Genomic DNA, 17253 nt, shown 5'->3' with positions numbered 1-17253 from the left:
CTCCCGGCGCAGGATTCTTCAATGGAAACTACTTGATCAGCAGCAGTCGATGGGCATCGACCTCTTTCCCGCTTTCGATGCGGCAGAGGTAGGCTCCACTCGGAAGAACTTCCCCGAGATCATTGCGACCATCCCAGTGCAAGGAAATGGTTCCCGCCTCCCGGTCTTCGTCGAGCAGGCTTCGGATCTTCCGGCCATCGACAGTCAGGATCTCGGCCTTCACCCGTCCTGCTTCCGGCAGGGCAATGGCGATTTCCGTAGAAGGATTAAAGGGGTTCGGCCAGGCACCGACAATGCGGAAGTCGCTGGCGGGGCTTGACTCTCCGGCATCGACGATGCCGAGATACACACCCTCCACCCAATCGGGATGGTCGATGAAGGGATTGCGATTGTGCTGGTAGGTGTAGATCCAGTCGTTGCGATTGCGCTCGCGGTCGTCCACGGGGTCGGCTTCATGCCATTCCAGAAGAACGGTCAGGAGTCCCATGTAGCCGATGTCTTCATTGTCCCCGGTCTGGCAGGAAGCGATCAGGTTGGGATCGTCAACGAGGATGAGATCCGGCTCGGAGCCGTCGCCTTCATAACGGACATCCATGTAGAACTGCGCTCTTGCGATGTCGCCCTTTCTTGCATCCCAGGTTTCCCAGATGCCATTGGGGTAGCCGTTCTTCGTCCGGTTCTCGCCGCTTTGGCCGTTGTAGTCGTCGGTTGCAAGAATCGAACATCCGCTTTCGCAGTTGTCGAAGATGCGGCTTCCACGGTCGCTGTTGTAGCCGATATCGCAGAGGAAAAGGTGATGGCAGTCCGAGTAGGGCTTGTTCGAGTAATTGTCATCGGGGAAGCCATAGGAGTTCGGCCAGCTGTGCTCGCGATTGTAGAAGTTGTTCCCGCCATTGTACTTGGTGAAGGTGCGGTTGCGGTAAACATCCAGAATGCGACCGGAGTTGAAGGGATCCTCATCGGCCCTCTTCAGCACATCCCAGGTGTCGGTGGAACTCGAAGTATAGGGAATCTTCGTGTGCCCATCGATGATGGCGTGCAGGGAATTGCGCAGGGTTTCACTGCTCGTCAGGTCCACGGAATCGTAATAACCGGCCGGAGGGTCTGCGAGGGCTGACAAGGAGAGGAGAAGAAGGGCTGCGACGATGCTGGTTCTCATGGGGACCTCCAATAGGGATCGCTAGATTATAACACATCCTGCGAAAATCGCATGTCCTCTTCGACTTGAACTCCCCTGCAAGTTCTGCCAGTCTTTCGCCATGAAGATTCTGATCCACGGATTGGCGATCCTGTTTTCCAATTTCGCTGCCATCTACCTGGGATTTCTGGCCTGGTATCTTCTCAGACCGGGAGGACAACTGGCAGTCCAGGTCCCTCTTGCGGCACTTCTGTCCATTCTGGGGATCCTCCTCTGGTTTGCGATCGCAAGAAGGTGTCGCTGGATGCCCGGACAACAAAAGGAATGGATCTGGATCTATCTGGCTTCCCTGATCTGGAATCCTCTCGTTTTCGTGCCGCTGCATTACATCAGTCAGGGCTATCTCACTGGAACCGGGAACATCCTGGCTCTTTGGACCTTCCAGATTCCGGTGAATCTGCTGGCCCTCTTCCTGGCCCGAAGTGTCCTGAAACCTGTGGAGAAATGATGCCCGAATACAAATGCGCGAAATGTGAACACACGGCCTTTGAAAGTAGCGAGATGCGAGCCACCGGAGGTTTTCTTGCCAAGATCTTCGATGTGCAAAGCCGGAAATTCACGACGGTCACTTGCAAGCAGTGCGGCTACACGGAACTCTACAAGGCCGACAGCAGCATGCTCGGGAACATTTTTGATCTCTTTACGAATGGCTAGGCATGGGAAAGCCGGGGAATTGTGAAGGAGCCTCCGAAAGAGAAAACCCGTTACTTCTTCGTAAAGGCCCTTTTCTGCCAATAGACCCGACTGCTCAGCAGAAGAGCGACAGCAATACTCAGGTCCAGAGTTGCGACACTGATCAAAAGCGGGAAACTGTTGTGCGCCAGTTTGGACAGCATCGTCCCAACAAAGATCATGCAGGCAAGAGCCAGGAAGAAGCCCGGGCGGAAGAACTGCCAGAACTTCGGACGGTGAAGAGCGTCGATCCTGTTCAGGTTCAGCCGGCAACTGTGGCGAAACAGGAGCTCTGCCTTCAACACTCCAAAGAAGACTCCCCCAAGAGCTGAAAACCAGATCCATGCGCTGCCGGGTCTCATGGTGCTTGCCTCCATGAGCAGGCTGACTGCCTTCAGGAAAAGAACCACGCTTCCGACATACCAGACAAGGGCCGCCATCAGCTTGAGGCTTCTTGCCGCAACATCAGTCCCGGTGGTTTTTTTGACTGTGCAGGACACGAAACAGCTCCTTGAAGCCCGGGCATTCCATGAAACTCGATGGCGATTTCACATGCGTAGAAACTTAGCGAGTGTTCCGCAGAGTTCAAGTGCATGTCTGAATTTCAGCGGGGCTTCAGATTGCCATTGATCGATTCCTGAGGAGCTTTCGAATTACGGGCAAAGATACTTACCCTGGCTTCATGACAAGTTGACGGGGCATGCAGATCGTCACACTTCCGCAGCCTCGGGTGGCACGTCCGAGCGCCATCCGGGGTATGCTGGAGCGATGCTTGCTTGCGTCAATTCCCCTTCGGAAGCTTGCAGCAGCCGGGAGCACCCTTGGCCAGTCCGCACTTGCCGCACTTCGGAGCATCCGCCTTGCAGCACACGTCCGTTCCCTTGATCTGTCCGCAACTGGCACAGAGCGCAGCGTTTTTCCCCGGTTCAGGCAGCTTGCAGCAGCCGGGAGCACCCTTGGCCAGTCCGCACTTGCCGCACTTCGGAGCATCCGCCTTGCAACAGGCATCGGTTGCCTTGATCTCCCCACACTCCCCACAAAGGAAGGTCGTCTCCTTGGAACTCCTTGAATCTGCCGTCTTACACCCAACAATCCCTGCCGCGGTTACCAGCATAGTTACCATCAGTACAGCTACAGTCATTCTCATGTCTGCTCTCCATTCGTTACATTATGCTTCCGTGTTTGTCATCAAGGTCCCATTTCATCGTTCGATAGCTTCGATCCTTGCCGCACGCTTGTAGAGTGGCTCGGCCTTGGCATACTCGCCTTGGGCCTGGTAGAGCAAGGCCAGGTTGTTCAGGCTAGTAGCTACATCGGGATGCTCGGGGCCGACGTTCTGTTCTGCGACCTCGAGGGCTTTCCCAGCGACCAACACCGCGCGGTCATATTTGCCCGCCTGGTAGAGTTCGATCACTTCCTGATTGAGAATGTCCCACTCGATTCCAGCACCTTGCGCGTACACGATGAAAGGCAAGACCAGAAGACAGGCGATATACACAGCTAGGGCTCTATAGGTTTTCATTGGTAGTTGCTCCATTAGGTTAACCAGAATCCCACTGCCCCGCCTGTCTGGTGATAGCTACTGTTCGGCAAGGACTACCACTTGAAAGCGCTCGGCTCGGCCTTGTTGTACTTGGCATCAAACTGCGCGTCATCCATAAGTAAGTAGAGTATTCCTTCGATAAGGCCAATGACTGCCGGAACATAAATCCAGCAGAGCAGAAGATAGACCAGACCCCAACCCCAACTACCGAGATAGAACTTGTGAACACCCAACCCTCCGAGGCAAATGCCGAGGACGCCAGCCGCAACCTTGTTTTTACCCTTCATACCCATTGCTAGAGACACCCCGCACTTCACGCAGACGACTTGTGAAGAGTTGGTCTCGACTCCGCAGCTATAGCAGAACTTCTTCTCTGTTCTTTGACCCACGCCGCAGTTGGGACACGCCGAGGCCTGTTCAAGAACTTCCTTGCCGCAGTTTGTACAGTACATCCATCTCTCCTTTGAAATACTACCTAACTCGATTTCTACGACCACCGAACAACTGCATATACTGCCTGTGTATCAAATTGAGCTGTGCAGCAGGACGGATACATACTCAGAAACCCGTCTGATAGTGATGCAAGCCCCGCAGCAGATACCATCACTCTCCAGCAAGCGAGACGATCCTAGCAGGAATTAGCTTAATGTCAAGGCAGAGCCATCGCTTCTCACCCTCCCCGGTTGGCGCGCGTTCAGATCATCAGGGTTGAGACACTCATGTGCCCCATCAGTTCCTGAATCGTGCGGATATCGTAGCCACCCTCGAGCAGGTGGGTGGCGAAGGAGTGGCGAGGCGTGCGTCACTTTCCTGCTTTGGCAAACCTGTTCGAACACAGACTTAATTCTGGCCCCTAAGATGGCAAACTGATGATCCAGCAGTTCTGAGGCACGCAAGGAAAGCTTACGACCCCCATCCGGAGAACAAACCAAAAACCCCCGCCGCAAACGCGACGGGGGCTCTCAATGCCAAGCAGAACAGCGAGCGGTCTTTCCCGCCGAGCGCCTCGCGAGTCTTCGAGCGCGAAGCGAGAGGGAAAGCGCCGCGAGCTCTTTAGCCCTGCATCCTCCGATACTCCTCCACCAGCGCATCGACCGCAGAAGGATCGGCCAGGGTCGAAGTGTCTCCAACCTGGTCAAGCTCATCGGCTGCGATCTTGCGAAGGATTCGACGCATGATCTTGCCCGAGCGCGTCTTCGGCAGAGCCGGCGCCCAGTGGATCACGTCCGGAGCGGCGATGGGGCCGATCTCCTTGCGAACATGAAGGATCAGTTCCTTCTTCAGTTCGTCGTTGTACTCCTCGCCCGCGTTCAGGGAGACATAGGCGTAGATGCCCTGTCCCTTGATCTCGTGCGGGAAACCGACGACCGCCGCCTCGGCCACCTTCGGATGGCTGACCAGGGCGCTTTCCACCTCGGCCGTTCCCATGCGGTGCCCGGAGACATTGATCACATCGTCGACGCGTCCGGTAATCCAGTAGTAACCGTCCTCATCGCGGCGGCAACCGTCTCCGGTCATGTACATGTTCTTGTAGGTGCTGAAGTAGGTCTCGTAGAAACGCTTGTGGTCGCCATAGAGCGTCCGCATGATGCCTGGCCAGGGGCGGTCGATGCAGAGATTGCCACTCGTGGCTCCCTCAAGCTCCTTCCCCTCGGGATCCACCAGCACGGGCTTCACTCCGAAGAAGGGCAAGGTTGCCGATCCCGGCTTCAGGTCGATGGCTCCGGCCAGGGGCGTGATCATAATGCCGCCGGTCTCGGTCTGCCACCAGGTGTCCACGATCGGGCAGCGTGCGCCGCCAACCACTTCGTAGTACCAGCGCCAGGCTTCCGGGTTGATGGGCTCGCCCACCGTGCCGAGAAGGCGCAGGCTGGAAGTGTCGTACTGCTCGACCCACTTGTCGCCCTCGCGCATGCAGGCGCGAATCGCGGTCGGGGCGGTGTAGAAGATCGTCACGCCGTACTTCTCGACGACCTGCCAGAAGCGGCCGAAATCAGGATAACTCGGCACGCCCTCGAACATGATCGTGTTCGCGCCATTGGCCAGCGGCCCGTAAACGATGTAGCTGTGACCGGTCACCCAGCCGATGTCGGCCGTGCACCAGTAGACATCGTCCTTCTGATAGTCGAAGACCATCTCGTGGGTCAGGCTGGCGTAGAGCAGGTATCCGCCCGTGGTGTGAAGAACACCCTTGGGCTTGCCCGTCGAGCCGCTCGTGTAGAGAATGAAGAGAGGATCTTCTGCGTCCATCCAGACAGGCTCGCAGTCCTCGCTCGCGTCGGACATTTCCTCGTGCCACCACACATCGCGACCATCCTGCATCGGCACTTCCGTGTTCGTGCGGTTGAAAACAACGCAGGTCTCGATGCTCGGGGTTTCGAGCAGGGCTTCGTCAGCATTGGTCTTCAGGGGGACGACCTTCTTGCCGCGATAGCTGGCGTCGGTCGTGATGAGCATCTTGCAGGCGCTGTCATTGATGCGATCCTTCAGGCTGTCCGCACTGAAGCCACCGAAAACGATGCTGTGAATCGCACCGATACGCGTACAGGCCAGCATGGCAACAGCCAGTTCCGGCACCATGGGCATGTAGATGCAAACCCGGTCGCCCTTTTCGATGCCCCGGCTCTTGAGCACATTGGCGAACTTCTTCACTTCCGTGAGCAGGGAGGCGTAGGTGTACTTGCGCTCGTCCCCCATCTCGCCTTCCCAGATGATGCTGGTCTTGTCGCCCTCGCCCGCTTCCACGTGACGATCCAGGCAGTTGTAGCTCACATTCAGCTTGCCACCGACAAACCACTTGATATCGGGAGTCTCGAATTCCCACTCGCTGACCTTGTCCCATTTCTTGTGCCAGCTCAGTCGCTCTTCGGCCTGCTCGGCCCAGAAAGCATCGGGATCCTCGATGGAGCGCTGGTACATCTCCAGATACTGCTCCTTCGACTGGATATGCGCGCGAGCGCGGATTCCGTCAAAAACGGGGTAGAGTTCTTTCAACATTGAGGTTTCCGCCATTTCTAGCTCCTTTTTCTGCCATCCGGGTCCATTTCAAGTCCCTAAGCGCCTATACTGCATAGCCTTGCATCTGGACCGAAAAATCCGGTTTACTGTGTTTACTATAAGAAAGGCTCGGCCGCTTCGCCAGACCCCTTGTGCTATTTTTCACGAAGAAAATCGGGAGCAAGGCCGGGCAAATCACTTCTCCGAAGTGCCAGAGACTGCTAGCCTGCCCTGAACAAGGGGAAAGATGAAAATCCTGCTGTCTCTCGTGCTCCTGCTGGCCCTGGCCCTTGTGGCCGGACCGCTCAGCCATGGGCGCTTCTCCCGATTCAGCCGGAGTTTCTTCCTGGTCGGTGCCGAGTTCCTTCTCATCGGAATTGCGCTCCGGCACTTGGGTATCCTGAATGCGGAGATCCTCTCTTCCATCTCTCCGCTTCTGACCCTGGGCCTCGGCTGGATCGGCCTTCTCATCGGCCTTCAGTTTGAGTTTTCGCTCCTTCGGAAGATCCCGGCCAGCTTTCATGCGGTGGCATTTCTGCAGGGACTGCTGGTCATGATGGCTCTCAGTGCCGTCTTCTATTTCCCCCTGGCCCGATACCTCGGCGCGGGCATCGACACGATGGCGGCCGCACTTCTCATCGGTGCGGCAGGTGCGGGAAGCAGCCAGGACATTCTGGCCATGGCAATGCATGAAAGGAAACGCCACCCTCACGCCCCTCTCCATCTCTTTCGATACAGCGCGGCACTCGACTCGGTGATCCCGGTCATCACGCTCGTCCTTCTCTTTGGAATCCACCACGGCATGAGTATTTCCCAGGAGGGAAGTAGTGGTTGGAAGGATGCCATTCTGTGGATCGCCTATGCCACGGCCATCGGCGCCATTCTGGGACTGCTTTTCGAACTCCTGATTCACCGGGTGCGCGAAAGAAGCCATCACCTTCTTCTGGTCATCGGCTTCCTGATCTTCTCGGGCGGGCTGGCCATGGCTCTCGACTTCCCTCCCCTCTATGTGAATTTCATCGCGGGACTCGTGGTCGTGAACATCCGGGGCCACCATCCGCAGACCTGGGAAATCGCGAGTGCCAGTGAGAAGCCCTTCTACTTCATGTTTCTGGTTCTGGTCGGCGCCAGTTGGCACCTGGGCAATCCCTGGGCACTCTTGCTTGCCCCGCTCTACTTCATCCTGCGGGTCATCTTCAAGGCTCTCTCCTTCTGGGTCGCCGGCAGGCTGGTCTTCGGCAAGGCCCTTCTGGACATGAAAAGTGGTCTAGCCCTGAGTGGACAGGGAGCGGTCGCAGTGGCCGTGGCTGCCAGCATCCAGATGGTGGAAAAGGGAACGCTGGCTGACAGCGCTCTTACGATCATCCTCTCGGGAGTTCTCCTCAGTGCCCTCTTCGCCCCGGGGCTCACCCTGATGGGACTTCAGCGGGGAGGAAAGCAATGAGACCGGCCCTCACTCTCGCCGGCCTGATCCTGCTTGCCTGGATTGCGATGCACTCCTACCTGCCCGGCTTCTCCGGGGAAAGCAGTCAAACAACCTGGTCCCTTGGCTTCCTGCTTCTTGCGGCCTTCACTCTGGGCGAACTGCTTGCCCGCCTGAAGCTCCCGCGCATTACGGGTTACCTGATCGCGGGACTTCTCTTCGGTCCCCATGTCTTCGGATTTCTCAGCAAGGAAACCGTCGCGAGCCTTCGCCTCATCGACTCTCTGGCACTGACCTTCATCGCCCTCAGTGCCGGCGGGGAACTGCGATGGAAGGACCTCCTAGAACATCGCAAGCGCATCGCCTGGAGCATCGTCGGCCTGATGAGTGTCATCTTCCTTCTCAGCACGGGTCTCTTTCTTGCGCTTCGGGGGATCTTCTCCTTCACCCGGGAACTCGACTTTCTTTCGGTGCTTGTCATGGCCATGGTACTCGGCGCCATCGCCACGGCGAGAAGCCCGGCCAGTGCGATCGCCATCATCCGGGAGACCGGAGCCCGGGGAGCCTTCACGGAAGTCGTTTTCGGCGTGACGGTGGCCATGGACATTCTGGCCATCATGCTCTTTGCTCTCGTGGTGAGTCTGGGGCAGACCCTTCTCACGGGGCAGGCTCTGGACGGCGGCTTTCTTCTCGGACTTCTGCTGGAAATCCTGGGCAGCCTTGCCCTCGGAAGCCTGATCGGAGTGGGTCTGGCCGCTTGGCTGAAGAAGGTGCAGGGCTATCATCTGGTAACGATCTTCCTCTTGGCCATTCTCGTCACCGAACTCTCGCAATTCCTCGGCTCCGCACTGGAGACCCGCTTCGGACTTCACTTCCATCTGGAGCCGATGCTGATCTGCATCGCGACGGGATTCGTGGTTCGCAACTTCAGCAGCCAGGGTGCCCGCTTTCTGGAGGTTCTCGACGAAGGCGGCCTGATGGTCTATGCCATCTTCTTTGCGCTGGCGGGAGCCGCGCTGGATCTGGACATTCTAAAAAGCAGTTGGGCTCTGGCTCTGGTTCTCGTGGTGATCCGCGGAATCGCCGTGCAAGCCGGCGCCTGGACGGGAATGACGCTGGCGCGGGCACCCGCAATTCATCGCAAGATCTTCGGAATGACTTTCATTACCCAAGCCGGGGTCAGTCTGGGGCTCGCCAAGGCCGTGGAAATCCGTTTCCCGGAATGGGGAGCGGCACTGGCGACGCTGGCCGTGGCGACGATCAGCCTGAACCAGTTGATCGGGCCGGTGCTTTTCAAAAAGGCGCTGGAGATTTCGGGAGAGTCGAAAGCCTAGTCCAGCAGGCGATGATCGAGAGCGTATCGGATCAGTCCCTCATTGTCTTCCAGGAACATCTTGTCGAGGATCCTTCGGCGATAGGTGGAAACGGACTTGGAACTCAGGAAGAGTTCTTCGCCAGCCTTGCCGACAGTCTTCCCCTGCGCCAGCAAAATAAAAACCTGGTACTCTCTCGGGATAATAGCTTGTGGGGAAGGACATCATCATCGTCGCTTGCATGAGACTCCAGCAATTCGCTGACCAGGGGCGTAAGATAGCTTCCCCCTTCGGCCAGTTGGCGAATCGCCTCTTCCACTTCCTCGGGAACCCGGTCCTTGGTCAGGTAACCGGAAGCACCGGCACGAATGGAAGTAACCGCGTACTGCTGTTCCGGGTGCATGGTCAGGATCAGGATGGAGATGCCGGGACGCACCTCCTTCAGCCGGGGGATGGCTTCCAGCCCGCTGATACCACTCATGGAAATATCCAGCATGGCGACATCGAATTCATGATCACGGGCCATCTGGATTGCCGACTCCGCAGAATCGGTTTCTGCGACCACTTCGATGTCTTCCATCTTGTCGATGAGCAGGCGAATCCCCCGCCGAACGATGGAATGGTCATCCACCAACAGGACACGTATCATCTTTCCCAACTCCCGGGGAGAGGTTCGTTCTTGCTGGGTTTGGGGTTTTGCGGGCACAAAGACTCCTTCTGGGGAGCAACTATAAGGGATTCCGGGGCTTCTTGTCTGTAGGGCATAGTGTACAAAAGCGGATGGATCCTCATTTTTCGACTCTATTCACGGTCACCGACAAGCAGGATCCTTCCCCGGGCCGGCTTCTGATCCTCAGTTCACTGCCCAAGGCACGAGCCCTCTCACGCATTCCCATGATCCCGAAAGAGCTGAGAACTTCCCGAACATTGGGATCAAAACCTTTCCCGTCGTCCTCGATTTCAAGACACATGGAATCCCCTTCACGAAAAAGGCGGAGGCTCACCGTGTCCGCATCTGCATGGCGGGCCACATTGTTGAGAGCCTCCTGGGCAATGCGAAAGAGAGCCACCGTTTCGGACTCGCCACAACAGAAGCTGCAATCCTCCAAATCGGCGGAAACGGTAAAGGGAAAACGCTCCTCAAAGCTCTCGCCCAACCAGAGCAGTCCGCCCGACAAGCCGAGAGTTTCCAGCACCGTCGGACGCAGGTCCGTAATCAGGGTGCGGATCTGCTGAATGACCTGTTTGACCAGTTTTCGGGTTTCCCCGAGATCCCTTCTCTGGAGATCGCCCACCTCGCCTGAAATCCGGGCAAGGTCCATGTTCACAGCGGTCAGGGACTGACCCAACTCATCGTGGATATCTCGCGCCACTTTCCTGCGCTCTTTCTCACGAGCCTCAATCAGGTGGGCAGACAGCCGGATCTGCTCCTGTTCTGCTTTTTTCCTCTCTCTGACTTCCTCCCTCAGTTGCAGGGTCTGTTGATCAACCCTGCTCTGAAGCTCTTCATTGAAAGCACAAAGAACGCGGTTGCGGGACAGTCTCATTCGATTGAGTGTATAGATGCCGGCAACAAGAAACAGAAGAAACAGGCCCACCATCCATTGGGCCTTTCGGATCTTGATGGCCTGCCGAAGTTCCTCCTAGATCTCCTGCTGTCTGCGAAGTCGGTCCAGCTCCCTTTGGGAGGACTCCCTCTCGCGCTCGTAGCGCTCCTCGGCGATGGACATCTCGCCGATTCGATCCTGGCTTCTCAGGGAGTCCTGAAGTTCCGATGAGCGGACGAGGTGATCATAGGCCGCTTCTAAATCGTCCAACTCCACGAGGCAGGAACATAAAGCCCTGTGGATCTTGGCAAGATCCTCCCCGCGTCCTGTTTTCTCGGAGATTCGCAGTGACTCCTCCAGGCGAAGAAGAGCCTCCTCATGGCGGGACAAGGCGCAAAGACTGGATGCCCAAATGATCTTAATATCGACAATGGTTGACTCGTCTCCGAAGTCCTGCACCCTCTGAAGGGCATCTTCAAGCAGGTGAATGGCCTCTGCGTGGCGGCCCTGCTGATTCAGAATCGTCGCAAGGTTGATGAGGTTCGAGGAAATTGCATACTCGTCTCCCTCCCTCTCGCGAATCTCCCTGCTTCTGTTCTGGTAGTCCTTGGCCCTGGCGAAATCCCCCGACTGCTCGTAACTGACCCCCAGATTGTTGTAGATCGAGGCCAGGAAGAGATCATTCGTGTCGCCGAGCAAATCGGCACACTGCTCGAATTGGAGAATGGCCTCCTCGTGATTACCCAGGTACTCGTGGATGTTTCCGATATTCAAGAGGGTATGCGGCTTCATCCATTCCACGCCCGCAGAATCCTGATGGCGAAGGCTGTCGTGGAAATACCGCAAAGCCGAAAGGTAATCCCCCCGGGCGTTGAAGGTCACGCCGAGATTATTCTCCAGCATCATCTCCATCTTCGCCTCTTTCAGAAGGCGGGCGAGAACCAGCGATTCCTCGTAGGACTCGAGAGCCGGACCATACTCGCCAAGACTCCAGTGATTGAGGCCCAGACAGTAATGTGAACGCATCAAACCCAGAGAGTCGCCGAGGCTTCTGCTGATCTCTTTCACTTCGAGCCCGATTTTCAGACCCCGACGGGGATTCTGGCTGTAGAGATCACGGGAAAGATCACAGAGCTTGCTGACACGAAGGGAATCGGAAGTCTCGGCCTGCGCGGTTGCATAGAGGCTGTCGACCTGCATCCCGGCCTGAAGGACTGAGGGAAGAAGAAGCAGAAGGGCAAGACAGGTTCCTGTTTTCATTTGCTTTCGCTATCTCTCGCTGGAAACACCCAAGAAAACTATCCACGGCAAGGCATTGCTTGCAGCATCGTGTTCGGCGCAAGGATAGGAAAAACCCCGGATAAATCGAGCTATTTCGAGCAAATTACCGGGGTTTTCGGGTTTTTGTCCACATCCGCTGACAGACAAACCAGGGGATGATCAACTGCCCCCGGCTCGCCCTCTTCGCTAGCGCCCAGCCTGCTCCCAGTCCGCATCAAAGACCGAAGACAGGTAATCAAAGAGATCCGCTGAACGAACAGACAGCCCAAGCTCGCGATTGTAGCGCGAAGCCGTTTCGCTTCCATTCGCACTGCCGACATGGCTCCACTGCTCCTCGCCCAGATCGACCAGCAGCATCTTGTTGTGAATGGGATTGCGCCGTTTCCCTCCCCCGGGCAAGTAGCCAAGCCGAACCTCGATTTCCAGGCCCTCCTCTTCGGCAATAGCAGCAATGTCCTCGCGGGTCTGCTCGCTCTTCGGCGTAGGGCGGTTTCCGCTGAGGAGAATCTGCACGACTGCGCCCCGTCGAGCCGCCTCGATGCAGGCCTGCAATCTCGGATTCGGAGTCTGTTGATCCGCATAGCCCCAGTGAGGTCTTTCGTACTGCTGCTCGACCAGCACCCGGTCACCTTTTCCTGCACGGTGAATCAATCCCAGATAGCCACGGTCCGGTCGCAGGAAGGTCTCGGGAGACTGCAGAAGCTCAAAGGCCGCAAGCTCCCGGGACTCGAAAGGTGCTTCGTGATGGGAAGGGTAACCAGCCCGGCTGCTTCTCAGGCGAGGCAGGCTCTCCTTGAGATCCGGGTGTGACAGAAAAGGGCGGATGTCCCGGTGGCGATGAGGGTCGAAATCGGCCTCCCAGATCTCGATGGCCCGTTCTAGCACACAGCTTGCATCCGTCACCAGAAAGACTCCCCGGGACCCGGAAGTTCCATCGCCCTTGTCGTCGGAGGGAAGACTGCTCTGCGTGAAATTGTCACTGCCCAGAAGCAGGCGCTTGCGATCGGCAATGACGAACTTCTGGTGCACATGGTTGTAGCGATCGGGAATGTTCGTGTCCGGGCCGAGCGTACGAGGGTCGTCCCCGTTCCGCCAGAGATACACTTTTCCCAGACCGCTTTCATGTTCGATGATCTTACGCATCAGCCCGCGCACGGTGTCATAGGTGCCCCCGCGCGCACCGAAGACCTCGCCTTCAAGAAGGATCGTCAGCTTGACACCGCGATCCATGGCCGCCAACAGTTCCTCCACCACGCCGGGATGCGTGATGAGATAAATCTCGATCTCAAGACTCTCTTTTGCAGAACGAAGAAAATCGCGAACCCCTTCCCAGGAATGTTCCGGGGAAACATAGGCCCGAAGCTCTGCTTCTTCCTCACAGCGGGCCGTGTCGAAGAACTTCTCCCGATCCCATCCGGCGAAGTTCAGTTGCCTTCCCCAGTCGGGATCGTTCGGATCACTGATCCAGTCCTCTCTCCGATCACTGTCGAGGCGGCGAAGCGTCGCCGGATCCCGCTTTCTCAGAAGCACGGCGCCCTCGATGGGAACATAGAAGTTGAAGCGGTATGCTTGCAGGGAAGGCCCTCTCCATCCCGGCTGGTAACGCGTCTTTGCATCCCCGTAGACCAGGGCATCGACAATGCGCCCCTCTTTGTCGAGCAGTTCCAGCCAGTCACCGCGATTGTCGAGTACGAGATTGCCCGCGAGACCCTCTGCATTGAAATCGAAACTGAAGTCGCATTCCCGGCCGAACTCGAACCAGTAGCGTTCCTTCTTTCGCGCGATCCGATAGCGACCTTGCGGTTCAAGAACACTTCCTTCGGGGAAAGTCCAGCTTCCCGCATGATCGCTGATCGACCAGCCGGAAAGATCCAGATCCCATTCGCCGGTGTTGACGACGGCAAAACTCTCGGCGCCCTCGGCTTCTCCCGCTTCTGCGGGGTCGAAGCAGATCTCGTCCAGAAGGGCTTCGCCGGGATTCGTTCTATTCATGTGCGGAGCGGGAATGCAGAAGGAGACCTGCTGCGGAATGCGGAAGTCCTCTCCTGAACGCGGTCTAAGCCGCCAACGATCCTTGTGGCGACTCCAGATGCCGGTGATTTCCAGATAAAGGGAGTCGCTGAGAACGGGATGGGAGCCGTTGCGAAGTTCTACATCGATTCTCATTCCATCGGTTTCCAGAACGCAGAGCCAGGGATCGTGATTGGCGCTCAGAAGCAGCCGGGCCAGCAGGCCGGAGGTTCTCACAAGGCGAGCTTCCAGCAGTTCCGGATCCTCGACCAGTTCCCCGATCCTGCAATCCACCGGCTCAAGTTTCTTTTCGGGAAAGGCAAGAATCTCCAGTCTCCTCGCCTTCAGAAAGACCTCGCCCTTTTCCTGTTTCAGGATTCCATACACAAGAACCTCGTGACCCAGTTCTGCCAGATGCTCTCCCGTCTTCACCCTCAAGCCGCGAGTTCCGGGACCGGCCGAGAGATCCTGCAAATAGATGTCCCGAAAGAAATCGCCCGTCATCTGCCCTGTGCAGGAAATCTCCCTGCCAAGCAAGGTGGAATCGGCAGAGAGGGCATCGAAGAGACTGCTCACCGAGGAGAAGTTCCCGGATGCAAGAAGCAGGGCGGGAAGAAAAAGCAAAGTCGAAATCAGTCGCATGGGAACCTCCGCAGGCAGACTAGTTCGGGAAGGAAGGGTACACAAGAGAAGAACTCCTTCCTGCCCGCCTTGACAGGGAACCCTCAAAAGACTAGCCTGATCATACATAGCGTTAGGGGTGGCCTCCAAGCCTGAGAATATACCCTCGAACCTGAACCGGATCATGCCGGCGTAGGAAAACGACAAACTCAGGCAGGCGGCGCTCCAGCGCGGCCTTTTTCTTTGCGAAAGGACGCTGCCATGCCGAGAATCCCGGTTTTCCTCCTACTGCTTCCCGCACTTCTTTTCGCAGACATCGAAGGTCGCGTCATTGATCAGGAAAGTGGCGAAGCCCTTCCCTATGCGACGGTCGTTCTCGAAGGAAGCGAGACCGGGGCCATCAGCAATGCGGAGGGTCGTTTTCTCATTGAGGGACACGATCAGGGACGGATCCTGATCCACTACCTCGGCTACCGGAGCGCGGAAGTCTCCGTCTCCGGCGACGACCTTCTCGTGAAACTCGAGAGAGTTCACCTGATTGAAGACCCGATCGTGGTCACAGCCACGCGCCTGCTTCCCCATGTCGATCCCCTGCCCTTCAAGAACCTCGACCAGGCCTCCATTGCAGCGCGTTACTGGGCGCAGGATCCTCCCATGCTTCTTGCGGAGACTCCCGGCGTGTACGCCTACAATGAAGCGGGTAACGGCATTGGCAACAGCTACCTGACCCTGCGTGGCTTCAGCCAGAACCGCGTCTCGGTTCTCATCAACGGCATCCCCCTCAATGGAAGCGACAGCCACGAGGTCTGGTGGGTGGACCTGCCGGACTTCGCTTCCAGCCTGAAGGACATTCAGGTGCAAAGGGGCGTGATGAGCGGGCTCTACGGAAGCACGGCTCTTGGCGGCAGCATCAACCTTCTGACCGACAGTTTCGGTCGCGAAAAGAGCATGAGCTTTTCCCAGGGCTTCGGAAGCTGGGGCACGAGGAAGAGTGCCCTCGAGTACACGAGTGGAGTTCTCGACCGCGCCCTCAGTTTCAATGTGAGACTGAGCAAGCTGGACAGCCAGGGCTATCGCGATCAAAGCTGGACCGACTCCTGGGCCTACTATCTCAACCTCTCGCACTTCGGAGAGAACACGACAACTCGCTTCAATTACTATGGCGGCCCGGAAAATACGCACCTGGCCTACAAGGGAATCAGTCGGGAGCAACTGGAAAACGACCGGCAGGCCAACGAGCTGGACTGGGAAAAGGAACAGGATCACTTTCACCAGCCGCACTTCGAACTTCATCACGAGTGGCAGTTGTCCCCCGATCGCAGCACGACGAACCGCTTCTACCTGACTCTGGGCGAGGGCTACTACGAGCAAATGCGGGAAGGCAAGAGTGCTCTGGAGTACAATCTAGTCGACACATGGGCAGAGGACTACGACACGGACCTGATCCGTCGCCGCCGGGTGGAGGAATACGATGCGGGCTGGATCCACGAGTTCAGTGGAGAGGAAGGCCGGCATGAGTGGAGCCTGGGCGGGGAACTGCGCCTCCACGACTCGCACCATACGGGCGATGTGCCCTGGGCACTGGTCTATCCAGCGGAACTTCCCCTCTACCATCGCTACTACGATTATCAGGTCAACAAGCGTAGCATTTCGGGCTATCTGCGCGACCGCTATTCCCTGTCGGCAGGTCTTTCCCTGGAGGCCGTCCTGCACCTGCAGAACCACCAGATGGACTTCGGCGAGGACCAGCGCTATGGCGTCCGCCTGGATCGAGGGTACCAGTTCTTCAGCCCGAGACTGGGGCTTGCCTGGCAAAAGAGCGAATCGCTTTCCTTCTTTGCCAGTGCCTCCCGAGGACAACGCGAGCCTTCGATGAGCGACATATACTATGGAGCGGATTTCTGGCAGGGTCCCGACGGCAAGGACTATCACTTCGAAGAGAACAGCGACGGAAGCCTCCACTACATCGGTCCCGATGTGAAACCGGAAACCGTGACTGACTATGAAATCGGCGGGCGTTTCAGCGGAGAGAAGATCGCTCTTGACCTGACCTTCTATGCCATGGACTTCCGCGATGAGATCGTCCCCTGGGCGGGCTCCCTCGATGACAACCAGCTTCCCAACAATGGAAATGCCGAGCAGAGCCTTCACTCGGGAGTGGAGTTTGCCGGCACCCTGAAGCTTCACCGGGACTGGACTTTCTCGCTGACCGGCAACTGGACACGGGATCGTTTTGTTTCCTACACCGAGCACTACTGGACGCCGGACTGGACCATCGAATCGGCGAACTACGATGGGCAGATCATTCCCGGAAGCCCGGTCTTCAACCTGCTCAGCCGCCTGGAGGGAAAACTCTTCGGCGCCGAGCTCTTCGTCTCCCTGCGAAGCGTCGGCAGAAACTACCTCGACGGCAAGAACCTCAAGGAACGGAGCGTCGTACCCTATCAGGTCGTCGACGCCGGACTGGCTCTGCCCTTCGAATGGGCGAAGTACCGGGGACGACTGAACTGCCGGGTGCACAATCTGCTCGACCGCGAGTACGAGACTGCCGGATACATCGAGTTCGATGACCTCGAGCCTCGCTGGTTCGTGGGCGCGCCACGGAACTTCTACCTCGGACTGGAGCTGGATCTCTGATGCTGCTCTCC

Annotated in this window: 14 protein-coding genes, 1 pseudogene and 1 riboswitch; of the genes and pseudogenes, 5 read left to right on the top strand and 10 right to left on the bottom strand. The window is 57.4% G+C overall.

Annotated features, from left to right (window positions below):
• Window positions 1-28: 28 nt before the first annotated feature.
• Window positions 29-1159, bottom strand: a complete 1131-nt coding sequence (locus tag QGH30_07905) for an endonuclease (protein ID MDP7022259.1) — start codon at window positions 1157-1159, stop codon at window positions 29-31.
• A gap of 100 nt (window positions 1160-1259) precedes the next feature.
• On the opposite strand from QGH30_07905, the gene QGH30_07900 reads away from it, so the two are divergent.
• Both QGH30_07900 and QGH30_07895 read left to right on the top strand, forming a co-directional pair.
• Window positions 1260-1646, top strand: a complete 387-nt coding sequence (locus QGH30_07900) for a hypothetical protein (GenBank protein MDP7022258.1) — start codon at window positions 1260-1262, stop codon at window positions 1644-1646.
• Complete coding sequence (locus QGH30_07895) at window positions 1643-1852, top strand: zinc ribbon domain-containing protein (protein MDP7022257.1); 210 nt, start codon at window positions 1643-1645, stop codon at window positions 1850-1852. The genes QGH30_07900 and QGH30_07895 overlap by 4 nt, the downstream gene beginning before the upstream one ends.
• Window positions 1853-1902: 50 nt before the next feature.
• Here QGH30_07895 and QGH30_07890 read toward each other — a convergent pair whose 3' ends face one another.
• From QGH30_07890 to acs, 5 genes and pseudogenes are all read right to left on the bottom strand, one after another.
• Complete coding sequence (locus QGH30_07890; GenBank protein ID MDP7022256.1) at window positions 1903-2370, bottom strand: hypothetical protein; 468 nt, start codon at window positions 2368-2370, stop codon at window positions 1903-1905.
• 701 nt (window positions 2371-3071) lie between these two features.
• The gene (locus QGH30_07885; GenBank protein ID MDP7022255.1) at window positions 3072-3392 is read right to left on the bottom strand and encodes a tetratricopeptide repeat protein; all 321 of its coding nucleotides are present in this window, start codon (window positions 3390-3392) and stop codon (window positions 3072-3074) included.
• Between the two features lie 74 nt (window positions 3393-3466).
• Window positions 3467-3910, bottom strand: a complete 444-nt coding sequence (locus tag QGH30_07880) for a zinc-ribbon domain and TM2 domain-containing protein (GenBank protein ID MDP7022254.1) — start codon at window positions 3908-3910, stop codon at window positions 3467-3469.
• A 197-nt stretch (window positions 3911-4107) separates the two neighbouring features.
• Window positions 4108-4212, bottom strand: a pseudogene (locus QGH30_07875) (tyrosine-type recombinase/integrase).
• A gap of 254 nt (window positions 4213-4466) precedes the next feature.
• On the bottom strand, window positions 4467-6425 hold the full coding sequence (gene acs, locus QGH30_07870; protein ID MDP7022253.1) for an acetate--CoA ligase: 1959 nt from the start codon (window positions 6423-6425) through the stop codon (window positions 4467-4469).
• Window positions 6426-6657: 232 nt separating this feature from the next.
• Between acs and QGH30_07865 the strand changes: the two genes are divergently transcribed.
• Together QGH30_07865 and QGH30_07860 are read left to right on the top strand one after the other, a co-directional pair.
• Entirely contained in the window at window positions 6658-7854 is a 1197-nt protein-coding gene (locus QGH30_07865; GenBank protein MDP7022252.1) for a hypothetical protein, read from the top strand.
• Window positions 7851-9167: a cation:proton antiporter gene (locus QGH30_07860; GenBank protein ID MDP7022251.1), complete on the top strand. Its 1317-nt coding sequence runs from the start codon at window positions 7851-7853 to the stop codon at window positions 9165-9167. The genes QGH30_07865 and QGH30_07860 overlap by 4 nt, the downstream gene beginning before the upstream one ends.
• Window positions 9168-9270: 103 nt before the next feature.
• On the opposite strand, the gene QGH30_07855 is transcribed toward QGH30_07860, so the two are convergent.
• The 4 genes from QGH30_07855 to QGH30_07840 all read right to left on the bottom strand — a co-directional run bounded on the left by QGH30_07855 (window position 9271) and on the right by QGH30_07840 (window position 14626).
• The gene (locus QGH30_07855) at window positions 9271-9795 is read right to left on the bottom strand and encodes a response regulator transcription factor (protein ID MDP7022250.1); all 525 of its coding nucleotides are present in this window, start codon (window positions 9793-9795) and stop codon (window positions 9271-9273) included.
• A 139-nt stretch (window positions 9796-9934) separates the two neighbouring features.
• Window positions 9935-10744: a sensor histidine kinase gene (locus QGH30_07850; GenBank protein MDP7022249.1), complete on the bottom strand. Its 810-nt coding sequence runs from the start codon at window positions 10742-10744 to the stop codon at window positions 9935-9937.
• Between the two features lie 45 nt (window positions 10745-10789).
• Window positions 10790-11953, bottom strand: coding sequence for a tetratricopeptide repeat protein (locus QGH30_07845; GenBank protein ID MDP7022248.1), 1164 nt, complete (start codon window positions 11951-11953; stop codon window positions 10790-10792).
• 207 nt (window positions 11954-12160) lie between these two features.
• Window positions 12161-14626, bottom strand: coding sequence for a phospholipase D-like domain-containing protein (locus QGH30_07840; GenBank protein ID MDP7022247.1), 2466 nt, complete (start codon window positions 14624-14626; stop codon window positions 12161-12163).
• Window positions 14627-14730: 104 nt separating this feature from the next.
• A riboswitch (TPP riboswitch) is annotated at window positions 14731-14821 on the top strand.
• 45 nt (window positions 14822-14866) lie between these two features.
• Between QGH30_07840 and QGH30_07835 the strand changes: the two genes are divergently transcribed.
• Entirely contained in the window at window positions 14867-17242 is a 2376-nt protein-coding gene (locus tag QGH30_07835) for a TonB-dependent receptor (protein ID MDP7022246.1), read from the top strand.
• Window positions 17243-17253: the final 11 nt, after the last annotated feature.

The sequence above is a fragment of the Candidatus Krumholzibacteriia bacterium genome (genome assembly GCA_030748535.1).
GTDB lineage: Bacteria > Krumholzibacteriota > Krumholzibacteriia > JACNKJ01 > JACNKJ01 > JASMLU01.
Note: the sequence above shows the minus strand (reverse complement) of the source record. Positions and strands in the feature narration are given on the sequence as shown.